General features: G+C 45.2%; 12 protein-coding genes. 3 read left to right on the top strand and 9 right to left on the bottom strand.

Annotated elements, in window-relative coordinates; all coding sequences use genetic code 11:
• Positions 1 to 70: 70 nt before the first annotated feature.
• The 8 genes from GLV81_RS17015 to GLV81_RS17045 all read right to left on the bottom strand — a co-directional run bounded on the left by GLV81_RS17015 (position 71) and on the right by GLV81_RS17045 (position 12,965).
• Complete coding sequence (locus GLV81_RS17015) at positions 71 to 1,528, bottom strand: RagB/SusD family nutrient uptake outer membrane protein (RefSeq protein WP_157479941.1); 1,458 nt, start codon at positions 1,526 to 1,528, stop codon at positions 71 to 73.
• Between the two features lie 23 nt (positions 1,529 to 1,551).
• The gene (locus GLV81_RS19595) at positions 1,552 to 3,303 is read right to left on the bottom strand and encodes a TonB-dependent receptor domain-containing protein (protein ID WP_197428694.1); all 1,752 of its coding nucleotides are present in this window, start codon (positions 3,301 to 3,303) and stop codon (positions 1,552 to 1,554) included.
• Entirely contained in the window at positions 3,293 to 4,681 is a 1,389-nt protein-coding gene (locus GLV81_RS19600) for a TonB-dependent receptor plug domain-containing protein (protein WP_197428695.1), read from the bottom strand. Before GLV81_RS19600 ends, GLV81_RS19595 begins: the two co-directional genes overlap by 11 nt.
• 425 nt (positions 4,682 to 5,106) lie before the next feature.
• Positions 5,107 to 5,598 (bottom strand): DUF4843 domain-containing protein, encoded by a 492-nt coding sequence (locus GLV81_RS17025; protein ID WP_197428696.1) that lies wholly within the window; start codon positions 5,596 to 5,598, stop codon positions 5,107 to 5,109.
• Positions 5,599 to 5,642: 44 nt separating this feature from the next.
• Positions 5,643 to 7,190, bottom strand: coding sequence for a RagB/SusD family nutrient uptake outer membrane protein (locus GLV81_RS17030; protein ID WP_157479943.1), 1,548 nt, complete (start codon positions 7,188 to 7,190; stop codon positions 5,643 to 5,645).
• Between the two features lie 24 nt (positions 7,191 to 7,214).
• The gene (locus GLV81_RS17035; RefSeq protein ID WP_197428697.1) at positions 7,215 to 8,012 is read right to left on the bottom strand and encodes a SusC/RagA family TonB-linked outer membrane protein; all 798 of its coding nucleotides are present in this window, start codon (positions 8,010 to 8,012) and stop codon (positions 7,215 to 7,217) included.
• Complete coding sequence (locus GLV81_RS17040; RefSeq protein WP_157479946.1) at positions 8,005 to 10,275, bottom strand: SusC/RagA family TonB-linked outer membrane protein; 2,271 nt, start codon at positions 10,273 to 10,275, stop codon at positions 8,005 to 8,007. The genes GLV81_RS17035 and GLV81_RS17040 overlap by 8 nt, the downstream gene beginning before the upstream one ends.
• Before the next feature lie 257 nt (positions 10,276 to 10,532).
• Positions 10,533 to 12,965, bottom strand: a complete 2,433-nt coding sequence (locus GLV81_RS17045) for an efflux RND transporter permease subunit (protein WP_157479948.1) — start codon at positions 12,963 to 12,965, stop codon at positions 10,533 to 10,535.
• A gap of 155 nt (positions 12,966 to 13,120) precedes the next feature.
• On the opposite strand from GLV81_RS17045, the gene recO reads away from it, so the two are divergent.
• Positions 13,121 to 13,858, top strand: a complete 738-nt coding sequence (recO, locus tag GLV81_RS17050) for a DNA repair protein RecO (RefSeq protein ID WP_157479950.1) — start codon at positions 13,121 to 13,123, stop codon at positions 13,856 to 13,858.
• Between the two features lie 154 nt (positions 13,859 to 14,012).
• Here recO and GLV81_RS17055 read toward each other — a convergent pair whose 3' ends face one another.
• Positions 14,013 to 15,020 carry a fumarylacetoacetate hydrolase family protein gene (locus tag GLV81_RS17055; protein ID WP_157479951.1) on the bottom strand — a complete coding sequence of 336 codons (1,008 nt, stop codon included), beginning with the start codon at positions 15,018 to 15,020 and terminating at the stop codon, positions 14,013 to 14,015.
• A gap of 159 nt (positions 15,021 to 15,179) precedes the next feature.
• Here GLV81_RS17055 and tnpA point away from each other — a divergent pair, with 159 nt between their 5' ends.
• Both tnpA and GLV81_RS17065 read left to right on the top strand, forming a co-directional pair.
• On the top strand, positions 15,180 to 15,695 hold the full coding sequence (gene tnpA / locus GLV81_RS17060; RefSeq protein ID WP_246186099.1) for an IS200/IS605 family transposase: 516 nt from the start codon (positions 15,180 to 15,182) through the stop codon (positions 15,693 to 15,695).
• A 201-nt stretch (positions 15,696 to 15,896) separates the two neighbouring features.
• A complete protein-coding gene (locus GLV81_RS17065; RefSeq protein WP_157479953.1) occupies positions 15,897 to 17,750 on the top strand; it encodes a glycoside hydrolase family 9 protein in 1,854 nt (617 codons plus the stop codon).
• Positions 17,751 to 17,773 lie beyond the last annotated feature (23 nt).

A 17,773-nucleotide genomic window follows, 5' to 3' on the forward strand; every position in this document is an offset into this window, starting at 1 on the left:
AAGCTAATTGTGCTACATAAAAAACCACCGGATTCAACCGGTGGTTTTTTTATCACAACGTTTCTTTCTATTAGTTGTCCGTCATCAGGGCATTCAGCTGCAATTCAGATGCAGGAATAGGCCAGATGTAGTTTTGACCAGTAGCAGGAACGGCAGTTACCCCTGGTTTTGCAGGCAGTGGCAAACCGAGGCGGGTATTGTCGAAGCCGGCCAAGCCTTCACCCAGAAACTCAATGCGACGTTCGGTGAGAATGGCATTGGCAAGTGCATCAGCATTGGCAAAATCGCCGGCAGCAAATACAGTAGAAGCATCAGAACGACCACGTACTGCGTTCAGCAAAGCAATGGCTCTTGCGTCCACTGTATTGGTAGAACGGGTGATGGCTTCTGCGAGGCTCAGCAATACTTCAGGATAACGCAAAACCGGAGCCCAGTCTGTATAAGGTGCTGCAGTAGTATACTTATTCAACCACGGTTTGTTGGCAGCCATCAGGATTTGTGCACGACGGGCATCACCAGCTTTCCAGTTAGCATCGGCATATACACCTGCGGGGTTTACAGAATATTCTGCGCCACCACCAGCCTGGCTGTCATGGCGAAAATAGAAACCCAACTGGTTTTGGGTGCCTGGCGCTTCGTTGCTATAGAAAGGCATTGACAGAATGCTTTCTACTGTAGTGTAGTTGGTAAATGTGGTATTAAATGAAGCGTTCAACGCATGACGTACACCAGTTGGCGCTACAAACGGAGCGGTAGCAGGTACCAGCTTGTTGGCTTCTGTTATTACATCAGCATAACGACGCATGCCCAGCAATACTCTTACTTTCAAAGCGATTGCTGTGTTTTTGTGTGCACGAATCACATTTTGAGTGGCATTGGCATTTGTAAGTGGCAGGTTGGTTTCAGCAAAATTGAGGTCATTCAAAATTTGCGTGTACACTTCTGCTACGGTGTTACGAGCCATATCAAAATTGGCACTACCAGTGTTTGGCGTTAAACGTAAAGGCAAACCGGGCTTCGAACCGTTGCCGTCCCAAAAAGGACGAGCATACAGGTTGACCATGGCATGGTAGCACAATGCACGAACCAAACGGGCTTCTGCACGATAGGCATTGGCCTTGGTGGCACCTACTACAGATTCACCCTTGCTGTCCATACCCGCCAAAAAGACGTTGGCGAGGTTGATAGCATAGTAAGCACGGCTCCATACAGCTTCTACGCTGTTGCCAGAGCTGTTGGCCGGGCCGTAGTTGTACACGTCGAAACCAGTAACAACGTTGGTTCTTTCGTTTACGAAATCAACACCACGTATATCGTTAAACACCTGAAGGCGACCGCCATACAAACCAGCATTTTTGATGGTAGCATAGAGAGCTTTTACCTGTCCTTCAATGCGGAGTTCGCTGTCGAATGCTGAGAGATCAGAAATCTGATTGGTGGGCACCGGGTTCAGAAACTCGTCTTTTTTGCAAGAAGCCAACTGGAACAGAACAGTGGCTGCTGCTATATTTAAAAATATTCTTTTCATCTTCATCATTTTGTGTTTAGAAATTAGAACCCAATGTTTACACCGAGGGTGATGGTACGAGCATTACCAACGGAGTTACGGTCTACACCTTGATTGGTGCTGCCTGTACCGTTTGATGATACTTCAGGATCGGGTCCGGGGTACTTGGTCAAAATCAACAGGTTGTTGCCAGATACGTAGAAGCGGGCACTGCTGATTCTTGCTTTACCCAATACAGACTGGGGAAGATTGTAAGACAATTGAGCGGTACGCAGTTTAATGAAGTCGCCCTTAAACACGTTTACATCCAATGGGAATGCAGAACCGTTTGATACGTTGTCGCCGAAGTAAGGCTTAGGCATATCGGTTTGGTCACCAGGCTTCTGCCAACGACGGAGCACGTCGGTAGAGTTGTTCCAGAAGCGCTGATCACGAAGACCCGCATAAGTACCCCAGTACACGTAGAAACCAGCCTGGTAGGTAAACAAAGTGTTCAAAGAGAAGTTACCAAAGTTGAAAGTGTTATCCCAACCACCTACAAAACGAGGGTTGGTGTTTTTGTACACTATCGCATCAGCAGAGCTTACGTTAGGAGCACGTGTGCCATCGGCATATTCAAAGTTGAAGCCAGTGGCTGCACGGAACTGATAAAACACTTCACGACCTTGTGCATTGATGAAAATACGACGACCAGTAGCAGGGTCTACACCGTTAGTACGCGTAACAAACAAGCTACCTACAGGGCTACCGGGTACAGTAATGTTTACTGTTTCCAAACCACTGGTTGAAGACAATACACGGTTCAATCCAGGAGCCAGTGAAGTCACTTCGTTTTCGTTGAAGTTGAAGTTGAATGAAGAAGACCAGCTAAAGTTTTTCTTCCGGATTACCTGAGCGTTAATGCCCAATTCAACACCTCTGTTGTACATGGTACCAACGTTGGTAGGTACTGAGCTAGGCATACCGGCACTTGGAGGAGCAGGCACGTTCAGAATCAATCCGTCTACATCATTGTTGTAGTAAGATACTTCAGCAGTAATGCGGTCGTTCATGAAACCGAAATTCAGACCGATGTCGAGTTTGTTACTGGTTTCCCAACCGAGGAAATTGTTACCAACCTGGTTGAACACCAATGTACCTGTTTGGCCATACAAGCCAGAACCAAATGTGCTGAGCGAAGCGAAGTCGCCCAAGCCAGCAATATTACCTACGCGGCCATAGCTACCACGCAGTTTCATGCTGCTGAAAATAGAAGACAGCTTAGATGATTGCCAGAAGTTTTCATTGGCAATTTCCCAACCGGCAGATACACCCCAGAAAGTACCAGCCTTTCTGTCGCTACCCAGTTGAGATGCACGGTCACGACGGATGTTGGCACTGATGAAATACTTCCTGTCGTAGTTGTAGTTCAAACGACCAAACTCAGACAAGAGATAGCTTTCGCCAATACCCAAACCGGCAGTGTTGGGTGTAGCCCAACCACCCTGAATGTTGGTGAAGTCTGGATCGTTTACCTGAATGCGGTTCAAACCAAAGCTCTTGGCTTGAATACGCTGCTGCTCCACACCGCCCAATACAGAGAAGTTGTTGGCGCCGCTCACTTTGAAATCATATTGTGCAGTAGTAGTCCATACCCAGTTTTTGCGGTTTACAAAACTGCTGGTGGCAGAACCATTGCTACCAAAACCTTCGCCAGATTGTGGGCTCCAGTAAATTTCGTTTTCAGTGTTCAAATAATCAACACTGTACTGCGTACGAATAGCAAGACCACTCACAGGACGCAATTCAGCAAACATGTTTCCGAGGAAACGGTTTGTTTTCTGAATTACTTCTGTTTTGATCGAGAGATACAGCAGGGTTATTAAAACCAACCTGACCTACTTTGTTATTCATTACACCAATAAACTGGCCATTCACGTTATAGGTACCATCATTGTTGTATGGCGCTACGTTTGGCGAAATAAGCAAAGCTGCCCGGCCCAAACCCGCTGTAGCAAATGCAGCACCAGGTATAGAACCAGAGCTAACAGCAGCTTCGTTCAATTCGTTTGAATATTGAATTTTACCACCAATCGTCAGCATTTTGCCCACCTTGGTATCGAAGTTGCCCAGCATAGAAATACGACGGAAATCGTTGCGCTTAATGATACCTGACTGATCGGTTACACCAGCAGAAAAATAGTAGCGGGTCGCATCGTTGGCACCACTCACATTTACGGTGTGGCTATGCTGGATGCCAGTGCGGTATACAAAATCGTACCAGTTGGTATTGATGGGCTGTCCATCAGGTCCGTTGGTCAAATAGAATGCATTGGTATTTGCATTGAAAGTACCCTGGTTTCTGAGTGCTTCGTTTTTGTAGTCAGTATACTGTTGCGCATTCAAAATGTTGGGCAAGCCAAACACTTTTGAAAAACCAACCCAGCTATCAAGGGTAACTTTTGCCTTACCGGTTTTACCACGCTTGGTGGTTACGAAGATCACACCATTAGCAGCACGGCTACCGTAGATGGCAGAGGCCGCAGCATCTTTACTAATGTCGATGCTTTCAATATCGTTCGGGTTGATACTGGCCAATGCGTTACCAGAAGCATCTGTACCACTTGCATCACCTGAAAATACAGGCACACCATCAATTACAATGAGTGGCTGTGAGCTCAACGAGATTGAGTTGGTACCACGCACCCGGATAACAGGCGGGTTGTTCAACACACCGTTAGGAATAGAAATTTGAACACCTGCGGCACGGCCACCCAAAGCCTGTTCAAAACTTTGTACAGGACGGTTGGCTACTTCCTGACCAGCCACAGAGGCAATGTTGCCTGTAATTTCCTTCCGCTTTTGCGTACCATAACCAACGACGATAACTTCATCGAGTTTATTTTCGGCAAGCTTCAAACTCACATTCAATACTCCGTTTGCAGGAATGCTTAGGGTTACAGCTTCATAACCCACAAAAGAAAACGTAAGTGTTTTAGATGAAGCAGGAACTGTCACACTATAAGATCCTCCAGCTTCTGATTTAGTACCCGCACCACCCGGTGCCGATACCGTAACACCAACAAGTCCAGTGCCATCCTTGCTGTCAGTAACCTTTCCGGTTACTGTTTTGCTCTGTGCAAAAGCCACGAAGGTGATGCACAGGCACACAATTGCCATTGCGATTTTTCTCATTTTTAAAATTTTGGTTTACAATAAATCTCACAATAAGAACGTGCACCTGTCTGTGTGAGCAGAATGGTTAGTGGGCTTCACTCACAATACATGTTGTTGATAGATGCAGCGCTTCTCTGACTAATTCGCAATGTAGACAACTAATTGCTTTGGATAGATGCGTAAAAAGTAAAAAAGATATAACAGGAGGTTATGGTAGGGCATGAAATTTCTACCCAATTGAATACCTATACATCCATTGCTTATTGCTACACAGTTATGGTTTAGCAGAGTTCATGCAGCAGAATGTATTGAATGAATCTTGTGGTTCATGACAGGATTATACGTAAGCAGATTACAAAATTGCACCAATACAAACGAGTAAATGCAAAAGGCCGGTCAATCCTGACCGGCCTTTGTGCGTATCGATATTGCGAATAACCAACTTATGGTTGTGCAATACTCAAACCAATTTTGGCGTAGTTGGTTGCAGGTTTAAACACTGCGTTCTCTGTGAGTTCAAGCACTGCAGTGGCAGTACCTGTACCAGCACCGGGGTTCAACACTACGAAGTCTACAAAACCAAAGCTGCTGTTGGCAGGAATGGTACCTGTACCTGTTACAGCCTGGAAGTGTGTACCGGGAGCACCAGTAGATTCTGCCTGGTTGAATTTGAAAGTAAATGCACGGTCTGTAGCAGCTTGTGCTCCTACTACATTCACCCGCAAACGAATAGTACCCGTAGTGCGGGTAATAAAAGGAGAGGAATTGGGGGTTGCAGCATTGTAAATAGGCACTCTAATCATCATTGGGTAGGTAAGTCCAGCAGCATTTGAATTCCAGCTACTTGCGTCCCACTCTATTTGAGCACCATTAAATGTGGCAATTTCGTTCTTGATACAACCGGTTGACAAAAACGCTGTAACAATTGCCAACATCAATATTGTATTTCTAAAATTTTTCATAGAAGATGTCTTATTGTTTAATAGCCGAAATTTTGTTTGATGCGAGGATTACCATCCACTTCACGTTGGGGAATAGGAGGAAGAATTCTTGCATCAGAAAAAGATACTGTAGCAGTAGAAGGAGCTGTTTTCACAATATCTCGTCCAAGCCTTTTAAGATCGAAGAAACGATGACCTTCAAAAGCAAACTCTATACGGCGTTGCCTGATAATCTCCTCCAAAAGTGCATTTCCAGAAAGACCGTTATCAGTAGTTTCTATTGCAGAACCTATATACCCTTCATATCTCCGTTGTTTAAGAAACTTAAGATCATTCAGTGCATTTGTTTCTGAAAAAACAGCACTACCAGGCGTAGCTGCAGACTCTGCACGAATGAGATATGCTTCTGCAATCCTAAGTACTGGCACATTGTCCAGATTAATGAATCCATTTTTCCCAATGTACTTCGTGCACTCAACCCAGACCTTCGTCCTGCCGCCATTGCCGGGTTCAAACAGTCGGTTTCTAACATCAGTCGACCGAGATGAAATTGAAGCATTAACTCCAACAAAATTTGAACTAGTTAGTGTGATTCCGAGGTCGGCTAATAATGAGGGACGAGGAACCAAATCACCAAATCCTCCCAGAACAGCCTGGTTTCCTGGAGCCGTCAATGTTGTGAAAGAAGTTTGAAGTGATTCATTAACTCCTGGATTTTCATTGTTTTGTGCAAATCGAACCTGAAAAAGTATTTCACGATTTGTCGCTGCTCTCCATTGCGCTTCATAGTTGCTTATGTCAGTCATTCTATCACCTGCCAAAGCAATGGCATCATCAGCCCACTTTTTGGCAGCAGCATAGTCTCTCCTATATAGGTTTACTCTCGCAAGCAAAAGTCTTGCAGCTGCTTTGTTAGCTAACGCCACATCTGCTGTAGGGCCAAAACCAAGTAATCCTTCGGCATCAGTCAAATCTGCTACGATTCTTGAATAGACATCATTGATAGGAGCACGTTCAGGCAAAAGAGCTACTGCACTATCTATATTATCAATTCCTTTTAGAATAATAGGAACCCCTCCACGATTTTGCTGATCGATAATAGCACCCGGAATATAGGCATATACCCGAACCAAGTCAAAATAGTAAAGTCCTCTAAGATAGAGACATTGGCCCCTCCAAGAGTTGATTCTTGCTGTTGTTGGAGCTGGCACAACATTGAGCCTTGGAATGGCCTCGAGAATCAGATTAATTTGATTTATAGCGGAATAACTATTAGACCAAATTGTGCCGGTAAAGTGTGCGTTCAAAACATTATTTGATTCATTCAATAACCGACCACTAGCATTTGTTGCATACCCATTATCTGCTAATGCTTCGGGATGTGTGATTAAATCACGACCATATTGTCTGAGGTTTTTCAACCTTGCATACAATCCAGTTATTGCAGCGTCTATGTTTTCCGGAGTTTGTAATGCAGTCTCTGAAGGGATTGACTGAACGGGATCAATCTCTAATTGCTTCTTGCAACCAGCGGTTAGAAATGCAAGAATGGCAAGTATAAAAACTCCTTTCGAAAGTTTCTTCATAATTAATAATTTAATTGGTCAAGGTTAAAACCCTACTTGAAGCCCAACAGTAAAGTTTTTAGACTGAGGAATAATGCCGGTTGATGTTCCTACGAATTCAACATCATAACTAAACCAATCGCTATAAGTCCATAGATTGGTTGCCTGAACGTAGAATCTTGCGTTTGTCAACTTCAACTTACTGAGTGTTTCCTGTGGGAAATCGTAAGAAATCAAAATATTTTTCAATCGGATATAATCAGCTTTGAACCATGTTCGATCACCACTCTGCTGGCCTGAACCTTTCACTTCTGCACCATTTACGTTTTGCCGGGGCGCCCAAGTAATCTGTCCGGGAGTAGTCCAGCGGGCATCATAGTAAGCTTTCAGATTATTAATTCTTGCCTGAGATTCGGTTAGGAAATTGATTTGCCCATCTGAGGCCCATCTTCCATATTCATACTGGAAAAATAAATCAAGAGAGAACCCTTTGTAGCTGAAAGTATTCCTCAAACCGCCCTGAAACAAAGGAATTCGAGTTGGTCCCAAAACCACTCTATCTCTAGCCTGAACCTGATATGCAAGATTACCAAATGTATCATACCACATAGCTCTTCCTGTAGCAGCGTTAACACCCGCATATCGCTGAGTAAACAAAACGCCAACAGGTTCCCCGACCCTAATACTAGGGTCAGCAGGCAGTATTTTATTACCGCCATAAAGCTTAGTAACTTCCTGCTTGTTGTAAGCGAAAACAAAATTGGTGTTCCAATTAAATTCCCCCTTACGACTAGCTTTGACAACATCTGCACCGAGTGTCAGTTCTATGCCTCGGTTATGCAATGAACCGATGTTTGAGGTAAATCCACCAAAGCCGGTTGTTAGCTGAACAGGCTGATCGAAGCAACAAATTCCTTGTGTCTTTGCTATAAACTTCAACTGAACCATTGATGCGATTTCCAAAAAATGCAAAATCTATACCTGCATTCAAGGTTCCGTTAATTTCCCAGCGAAGAGTTGGATTAGGCAATTGGGTAAACGCTAAACCAGCTAAACCATTGTATACACCACCAGAACCGTAAAGTCCTAATGCATCAAAATTGCCTATCTGGTCATTGCCCGTGGTTCCATAGCCAATACGAAGACGCAGTTGCGAAATCAATTTAGAGTTGATTAAGAATTTTTCCTGATCGATGTTCCATGCGGCTTTTACACCATAAAAAAGGCCAAAACGTTCTGTTTGTCCAAAACGGGAAGATCCATCATATCGGCCTGAAATACCTATCAAATACTTTTTATCATAGCTGTAGTTGATTGACCCGAATACACCATTGCGTCGGAATCCTGTAAAAAATTCACCCACGCCAACCGGATTTGCGGCATTATTCAAACTGACAAACTGATATGACGGAAAACCATCGCCGGTTGCTGATATTGTTTCATTGTTTTCACGTCTAAATTCGTACCCAATAACACCATCGATAGAGTTTTTGTCAGCAAATGACTTATTAAAATTCAATGTCGTGAAGAGATTGGTATTTGTATTCCAGTTGCTTTGTGTTTGTACTAAACCACGACGGACAAAAGCATCAGGAGTGCGTGCATCCCTAACACTCTTTCCTTGTACAAGCCTGTAATCCAAGCCTGCAAAATTGCTCCATGTAAGCCAAGAGGCCAGTTTGTAATCGACTCTAAAGTTACCAACTAGCTGGTTCGTTCGGGTAAAACCAGTATTCCAATCATTTACTGCAATGATATTCTGATTCAAAACGCCCATTAATGAACCTGGATTTTGACCTGGAACACCATAATATGAACCATCGGCATTATATATGGGGTTCATTGGCCAAATACCAGAAGCTGCAAATGCAGGGCTTCCTAAAAAAGATCCATCAGTAGCAAATGGGTTATTTTGAAAAGAGGTGCTAAGGTTAATACTTGTCGAGAAGGTAAGTTTACTCGTTGCTTTGTTTTGCAAGTCAACCTTTAAAGCGCTTCTTCTAAAGTCGGCTTTTGTAACAAAAGTTTCAACATCCTGATGACTCATACTAACCCGAAAAGTACTGCGATCATTGCCGCCGCTGGCACTCAACTCATAATTTTGAATCGTACCGTTCTGAAAAGCAAAATCTTGCCAATCGTAAGTTGCAAGTGCAGCTATCGCTGAATCTGCCTGAGCATTCGTCATATTAGCCGCATTAGGAACTCGAAATGTACCAAGCACATTTTGTTTTACTGCCAGGTTATTTGCAGGTAAATTATTAGCATTCCCAACTCCCTCAGCTCTCAACTGAAAATACTCTTGGCTGTTCACCATATTTAACCGTTTCAACGGCTGTACACTACCAAAGTATGTATTAAAGTTAAACTTGGTTTTTCCTGATTTGCCTTTTTTAGTTGTTACAATTACAACCCCATTAGCCGCATTTGAACCATAGATAGCTGCAGAAGCCGCATCTTTCAAAATATCAATTGATTCAATATCATCCGGATTCAAAAACGATAACGGGTTTGCCTGAGTAAACGCTGCATCATTTCTCGTGTTTAGTTGTACTCCATCCACAATCCAAAGAGGCTGATTGCCAGCATTGATAGAACCCTCTCCACGTATGCGAACATTGATCGCACCCCCAGGAATACCGTTGTTAGCCTGTACAAGTACACCTGCAGCTTTGCCTTGCAGAGCAACGTCTAAACTGGCATTTGGCCTGTTTTCGATTTGTGCAGCACGAACGGTAGAGATGGCACCAGCTTCATCCCGCTTTCTACGGGTTTGGTAACCTACCACTACTACTTCGTCCAAACCATCATTGCCGGCAGCACTCAACGTTACGTTGATGGTGTTGCTGGAACCGATGTTGACTTCCTTGGTGGCTTTGCCTACAAAAGAAACTACAAGTGCCTTAGCAGTTGTAGGCGCTGAAATGGAGAAGGCACCGTCTGCAGCGGAAGTAGCAGCAATTTTTGTACCCTTCACCGTTACAGTAGCTCCCTCGAGTGGGGCGCCATTCTCATCGGTAATCTTACCGCTGAGGGTTCGGTTCTGAGCTATCAATTGCCCTACAGCAATTACAAAGCACAGTACCAACAGGACTGTTTTTCTCATACGTTACTAATTGGTTATTTTTCTAAAAACGTTTAGATGCTTTCCGCTCTGGAAACCTTTGCAGCCTTCAAACGGAAGCGCCAAATTTAAGCCTCTTGACTTAATGATGTTCAAGAGTTGTTAAATGCTGCTTCAACGAAAATGTTTTTATTTATAACGAACGGTTATAAATAAATGGTTTTAGTCAGTGATCGCCGCTCAAAGCCTGACTGGCTTCGATTTTGAGGATTTACAAACTGACAGAAATATGACAATACTTACCCCTTTTGCTTGTCCTTCAATACAGCCAGCATAATCACCGGCAAAAACACCAGATTGGTAACGGTGGCTACCAATAAAGTCAATGAGGTGAGCCAACCCAGTGCAAACGTGCCGCCAAAACTGCTGAACATGAAAATGACAAAACCTGCCACCAACACCAGCGATGTATAGATGATGCTGATGCCTGTGTGGCGTATGGTTGAGGTTGTTGTGGCGAGTATGTTGTTATGATGCGTCGGCAGCTCCTGTTTGTAATTCACCAAGAACCGGATGGTGACATCAATGGCAATACCCAAGGCCACGCTGAACACCAACACGGTAGACGGCTTGATGGCCACCCCTGCCCAGCCCATGATGCCGGCCGTTACCACCAGCGGAATGATATTGGGGATGAGTGAACACACCAATATCCGCACCGATTTAAACAGGTACAACATGGTGAGGGCTATCAACAAAAACGCCCAGAAAATACTTTCCTTCAACCCATTGATGATAAACCTTGAACCCTCGAGATACGTAACCGAACTGCCCGTAAACTTTACTTTGTACGTGCTATCAAAAGTGGCCACCATCGGGCCATCAGGCTGCTCAGCATTCTTTGGCTCCAGAGAGGCCAGGTTGAAAATGGTATCGGCTTTGAGTTTGAACGAATCGAGCAATGCTGCAAGCCGCACCGTACCCACATCGGCCATGTTGATACTGATACGGGCCTGTTGCTTATCTGTGTCCATAAAGGTTTTGGTGAGCTTGGCCAGCTGGCTGCTGGTATCGGCATTGGCGTTGTTGCCGCCTTTGAGGTAAGGCCCGATAAACGCCATGTCAAACTCATTGGGCACCATGTAGCTCAAGCTGTCGCCATCGTAATATGCCTGCTTTGCAAACTTGAGGCCTTCTACCAAACTCAACGGACGGCCACATTCGGCATAGCCGTTGATGTATTCGGCCAGCTCATCCATTTTGGTAATGGTTTTGAGGTTGCGGGTGATGGCGCCTTTTTTACCGGCATCCACCACTATTTCCAACGGCATTACACCGCCAAACTGTTTTTCAAACCATTTCGGATCGGTATAAATCACATCGTTTTTCGGCAAGTCATCAACAATGTAGCCCACACTTTTCAGGCGCAAAATGCCCAACACGGCTACCACCAGACATACAGCTGTAATGGCGTACACCATTTTGCGACGCTGCAGTACCCAGTACTCCACTTTTACCAGCAGGTTTTCTAAAAAGCGGTTGCGCAGGTAGCGGGTATGCTTTTCTTCGGGCGGGGCCAGGTAGCTGAGTGCCGAAGGAATGAGGATAAATGAGATAACAAAAATGACCATGATATTAATGCCGGCCACAATACCAAACTCTTTGAGCAAGGCACTTTCGGTAAGGGCAAACACCGCAAAACCCACTGCTGCCGCAATGTTGCAAAACAGGGTGACGATACCCATTTTACTTACCATGTTCAACAGGGCTTCCCGCTTCAATACTTCAACCGAAGCGCCGGATGGTTGGGCTTTCTCCCGTGCCTGTATTTCCTCCCAACTCATGTGGTATTTGTTGAGGAAATAAATACAGTTGGGAATGCCTATTACAATCATCAATGGTGGTATAAGCGCATTGAGCAAGGTGATTTGGAAACCAAACAAATGCATGGTGCCAAGGGCCCAGGCTACGCCGAGAATGACCACCAGCATTGAAATCAAAGTGGCGCTGGCCGAACGGAAAAACAATACCAAGGTGAGTACCGCCAATGCCAATGAACCAATGAGAAAATAGTTCATTTCGTTTTTGATGCGATCGGCTATTTGCGTACGGATAAAGGGCAAGCCACTCATGTGTACCTGTACCCCTGTGCTCTTGTGAAAACGATTTGTTACTTCCAGAATTTCATTTACCACACGGGTACGGTCTTTACTGGCCAGTATTTGCTTGTTGATGGTGGCACCCGCCAGATATGCTTTGGTATCGGGGTTATGCAGCAAGCCGCGGTAAAAAAACATACCATTGAATAAAGCAGCCGCACTATCAATCTGTTCTTGTGTTTGCACCGTGCTATCAAACAGGATGGTTGTTTGCAGCTTTTCGGTGCTATCATTTTTTTGCAGGTAGATGGCCGCCGGAACAGACAGCAGCCCTTCTACCCCACGTACTTGTTTTATATCGGCAAGCATTTGCCGGTAGGCATCAAAATGTGGCTTGCTGAAAAACTGCGGGTCTTCTACACCCATCACCAGTACACTGCCGTCTTCGCCAAACTTGTTTTTGAAAGCCTGATACTCCAGGTATTTTTCATTGTCGGTAGGAATGGCTTTTGAAAATTCGTAACTGAGTTTTACCTGCAATGCATGCCAGGTCATAAAACCCGAAGCTACGAACAACACAATCAACAGCACAAGCCTGTACTGCAGTACAAATTTTCCTAAGCGATACCACATGGTGATGAATCAAAAAAGTAAACATTCAGCAGAAAGGGCCATTGCAAGAATGGGCTATTGCCGCCATTTTGAGAGCCCGCAAAGAAACTAAATGATTGGCATAATCTGCCTGTGGGCTATCAGCCCTGTATTTTCGCAGTTGTAAGGGGTTATTTATGCTGCAAACCACCAAGGCCATTATACTGCGTACCACGGCTTATGGCGATACAAGTTTGATTGTATCGGCCTACACCGAGCGGTATGGCCTGCAGCAATACATGGTAAAAGGTGCCCGCAAAAGCAGTAAAAAAGGCAGCAGTATGAGTACCATGCTACAACCTGCCGCCATTGTAGAGCTGGTGGTGTACCACAATGAGCTGAAGCAACTGCAACTGGTAAAAGAATTGAAGTGGGCAGTGGTATACCAGCAAGTGATGCACAGCATACACCGCAATGCCGTAGCGCTGTACATGATTGAACTACTCACCAAAACACTACGCCAACCGGAAACCAACGAGGAGTTGTATGCATTTATTGAAGACAGCCTTTGCCTGCTTGATCAATGCGATGCAGCAGTGGTGGCCAATCTGCCCTTGTTCTTTTCGCTGAAGCTGGCGGCCATGCTCGGTTTTCGGATTGATGATGATAAACCAGACGGCATATGCTTCCTGGATTTGCAAGCCGGTAGTTTTGATACAGAGCCGCCCATTCACGGCATGTATCTTGATGCAGCCCTCAGTCAGGTTGCTTTTGAATTGATGCAACAAGACAATGCCGTTACCCTGTACCGTATCAAACTCAACCAACAGCAGCGACGAGAATTGCTACAGGGCTTCATTCACTTTTTTCAATACCATGTAGCCGACTTCGGCCGGTTGAAAACAGTGCAAGTGCTGCAGGAGGTGCTCGGTTGATTTTGTAGAATTAGATGGGACACAGCTTAGCACGGAAGTATGTAGATTTTCGCGGATTTTTCTTTTACCATTTTAGTTTTAGTCAAACCAATAATTCGTGTCATTCGTGACCATTCGATTCATTCGATTCATTCGTGATTTCATTTTCGCCTAATCAGTGTTTCTTTAATTTCAACAAGCTCCAATCCGTTTCTTCAGCCACAATAGTATTGGTCAGCGTACCCAATCCATCAATGGTCATGCTCACTACGTCATTAGGTTGCAGCCACTGTGGTATAAAATCAGGGTTGTTGAGTTTGCCAGTGCCATTCAATTCCAACAGGCAACCGGTGCCAACCGTACCGCTGCCTATTACATCACCAGGATGAAGTGTAACACCGTAACTGCAACGCTCAATGATTTCTGCAAAGGTCCAATCCATATCGCTGAGGTTGCCCAAGCTCAATTGTTGTCCATTAACTGTACAAGTCATTTGCAAATTCCAGTTTTTGCCCACATGATTTTGCTTGGCAGGTACTTCGTAGGGCATCAATTCATCAGTCGTTACCAACCACGGACCGAGTACGGTGCTAAAATCCTTTCCTTTTGCAGGGCCGAGGCTCAATTTCATTTCTTCCATCTGTAAGCGACGGGCACTCAGGTCGTTCATAATCATCAAACCGCCAATATAGGCATCGGCCTCAGCAGCTGGTATGTTGCGGCCATAGCGGTTGATCACGATGGCACATTCCAGTTCAAAATCAAGTTGTTCAAAATGATCGGGCATGCAATGCACCGGCCCGGGCCCCTGAATGCTGTTGTGATTGGTGAAGTAAAAAATAGGGAACTGATCAAACTCCGGAATCATTTCCACACCGCGGTTGCGCCGGGCTGATGCCACATGTTGCCGAAACGCATAGCCATCACGACAGCTGGTAGGAAATGGCACCGGTGCCAACAGCGATGCCCCTTCATACGCCACTGCTTTTCCGGGATTGATTTCTCCGTTGAGTATAGCGCTATTGGCTCGTTGGGCAATGCCAATTACATCATCCCAATAATTCAAAAACATACCCATGGTATTGGGCAACTCAGGATGGAGTTGATCCATATTGTACAATAATCCATCGTGGTAAATGGCCAGTTGTTCGTGTTCGCGGTAGATATGAGAAACCAGTTTCATGGGCAAGCATTTTTACGGCGGCAAACATACCGACAGTTGTGGTAAATGCAGTTATCAAGTGCTAAGCACCTCAATTCCAGATGAATACTTCATTCGACATTAAATCTGAAAGTTCCTGATAACTACGCTGTTTTAAAACAGCCCCAGCGGGGCAATATTTTGGTAACTTGGGGTATCACTAAATCAACAAAGCCCCTTCGGGGCGATACACGTATGGCAAATACTTATTCTCAAATTACTATTCATGCTGTATTTGCAGTAAAACTCAGGCAGAATTTCATTGCTAAAGAATGGCGTGATCAGTTGCATCAATACATCGCAGGAATAATAGCGAATAAAGGAGCAAAGCCCTTAGCTGTTGGAGGATGGCAAGACCATGTTCATGTTTTATTCGGGATGCCCGTTACTACATGTATTGCCGACTTGATGAGTGCTGTAAAAGCGAGTAGTAGTTCATGGATAAATCAACAACAATTTATTAAAGGGAAATTTGAATGGCAGGCTGGCTATGGTGCATTTTCATTCGCCAAGAGTCAACGGGACATTGTGATTAAATACATCATGAATCAAGAAGAACATCATCATCAAAAAACTTTTAAAGAGGAGTACATAAAAATGCTAACTGATTTTGATATTGCGTATGACACAAAATACTTGTTTGAGTTTTACGACTAAAAATTCCGCCCCGCCGGGGCTACACACATAAAACAACATCGCTTGTTACCAAAATACCAACCCTACGGGCTTTTGAGGCGATAGAGTTTACATTATACTGGCTTTTGCGCAGTCCTATATTTTAGCTTTCAATTTATAGTGAGCAATAGAAGCTGTCTTCTTTTCCTGTATGGCTTCCGCCATTCTGTTTTACTTTTAGGCATGAAGCAAATGATTATTGTTTGTTTGGCATGGCTACTCATCAGCAGCACAACTGCACAAACCGTTATCCGGTACAATCAGCTGGGCTATACTACCCGCAGCAGCAAAGTAGTGGTACTAGGCAGTAAGGATCCCCTCTTCAAATTGCAGCAGTACAAGCTCATTGCATTGCATACAGGCAAAGCCGTGCTGCAGGCGAGCAAGCCCACGGCAAAAGACTTTGGCGCCTACGGTCCGTTCAAGCATAGCTACCGCATCAATCTGACAAGCGTGGTACAGCCCGGAGTGTATCAATTGTTGGTCAACGACAGCATTCGCAGCGGCATCATTCGCATTGGCGATGACGTGTACAAAGGCAGCGCCGACTTTTGCCTGCGGTACATGCGGCAGCAGCGTTGTGGCTTCAATCCTTTTCTGCAAGACAGCTGCCATACCCACGATGGTTACAGCATTTATGGCGAAAAAGCCGGCATACCCGATGGTACGTATTTCGATGCCACCGGTGGTTGGCACGATGCCAGCGATTACCTGCAATACACTACCACTACAGCCAATGCCATTTATCATTTGCTGATGGCCTACCGCGACAACCCGCATGCATTTGCCGATACCAAACAGGCCAACGGTCTGGAAGGAAAAAACGGCACCCCCGATGTGCTGGATGAAGCGAAGTGGGGCCTCGACTGGCTGCTGAAAATGCACCCCAAGGCCGATGTGATGTTTGCCCAACTGGCCGACGACCGCGACCACATCAGCATGCGGATGCCGGCGCAAGATTCGCAATATGGTCGTGGCTTTCAGCGGCCCTTGTATTTCCTTACCGGCGAGCCACAAGGACTGGGCAAGTATCAAAACAAAACCGAGGGAACCACCTCGATAGCGGCGAAGTTTAGTAGTGCATTTGCGTTGGGAGCCAGGACATATTTCAATCTACCTGTCATTGATTCAAATTATGTAAGAGCACTTACTAGTCATGCAAGAACAGCCCGAGACTTTGCCTACAAGAAAAAAGGATATACCAATACAGCGCCGAACAGGGCACCCTATTACTACGCTGAAAGCAATTGGGTAGATGACGCAGAATTGATGGAAGCATCATTGATTTTCATTGATGGTTTTGATGATGCTTACAGACGTGGCAGGTTTCGAACAGCCTACGATTTTGCGAAGCTGGAAAGAATAACTCCATGGCTAGGCGCCGACACTGCTACGCATTACCAATGGTACCCCTTTATTAATGTGGGCCATCGGGAATTGGCCAATGTGGTTGCAGATAAAAAAATCAAAGATTCACTCATCGGCTTTTACCGGCAGGGCATTGAAAAGGTATGGGCCAAGGCCAAACAAAATGCCTTTTATCGTGGCGTGCCTTTTATTTGGTGCAGCAATAACCTCACCACCAGTTTTGCCACGCAATGCCTGTGGTACCGCCAGCTGAGCGGCAGCAACCAGTATGAAGAACTGGAGCAGGCCAATATTGATTGGTTGTTTGGCACCAACCCCTGGGGTACCAGCATGGTGTATGGTTTGCCTGCCTGGGGCGATACACCTGCCGACCCGCATTCGGCATTTACCCACCTCAAAAACTATCCCATTGATGGTGGCCTCATTGATGGGCCGGTATACACGTCCATTTTCAAAGGGCTGATTGGCCTTACCCTTTACCAACCCGATGAATATGCCGAATGGCAAAGCGACCTGGCCGTGTATCACGATGATTATGGCGACTATAGCACCAACGAACCCACCATGGATGGTACGGCGAGTTTGATCATCTGTTGTCGGCGTTGGAAAACAAACCCTCCCAAACCCCTGCCATGCCGGCAGGCAGGCTCCCTGAAAGGAGGACTTTGAAGCCTGATGGTCCTCAAAGTGAT

Origin of the sequence: Phnomibacter ginsenosidimutans (genome assembly GCF_009740285.1) — a bacterium.
GTDB classification, from domain to species: domain Bacteria; phylum Bacteroidota; class Bacteroidia; order Chitinophagales; family Chitinophagaceae; genus Phnomibacter; species Phnomibacter ginsenosidimutans.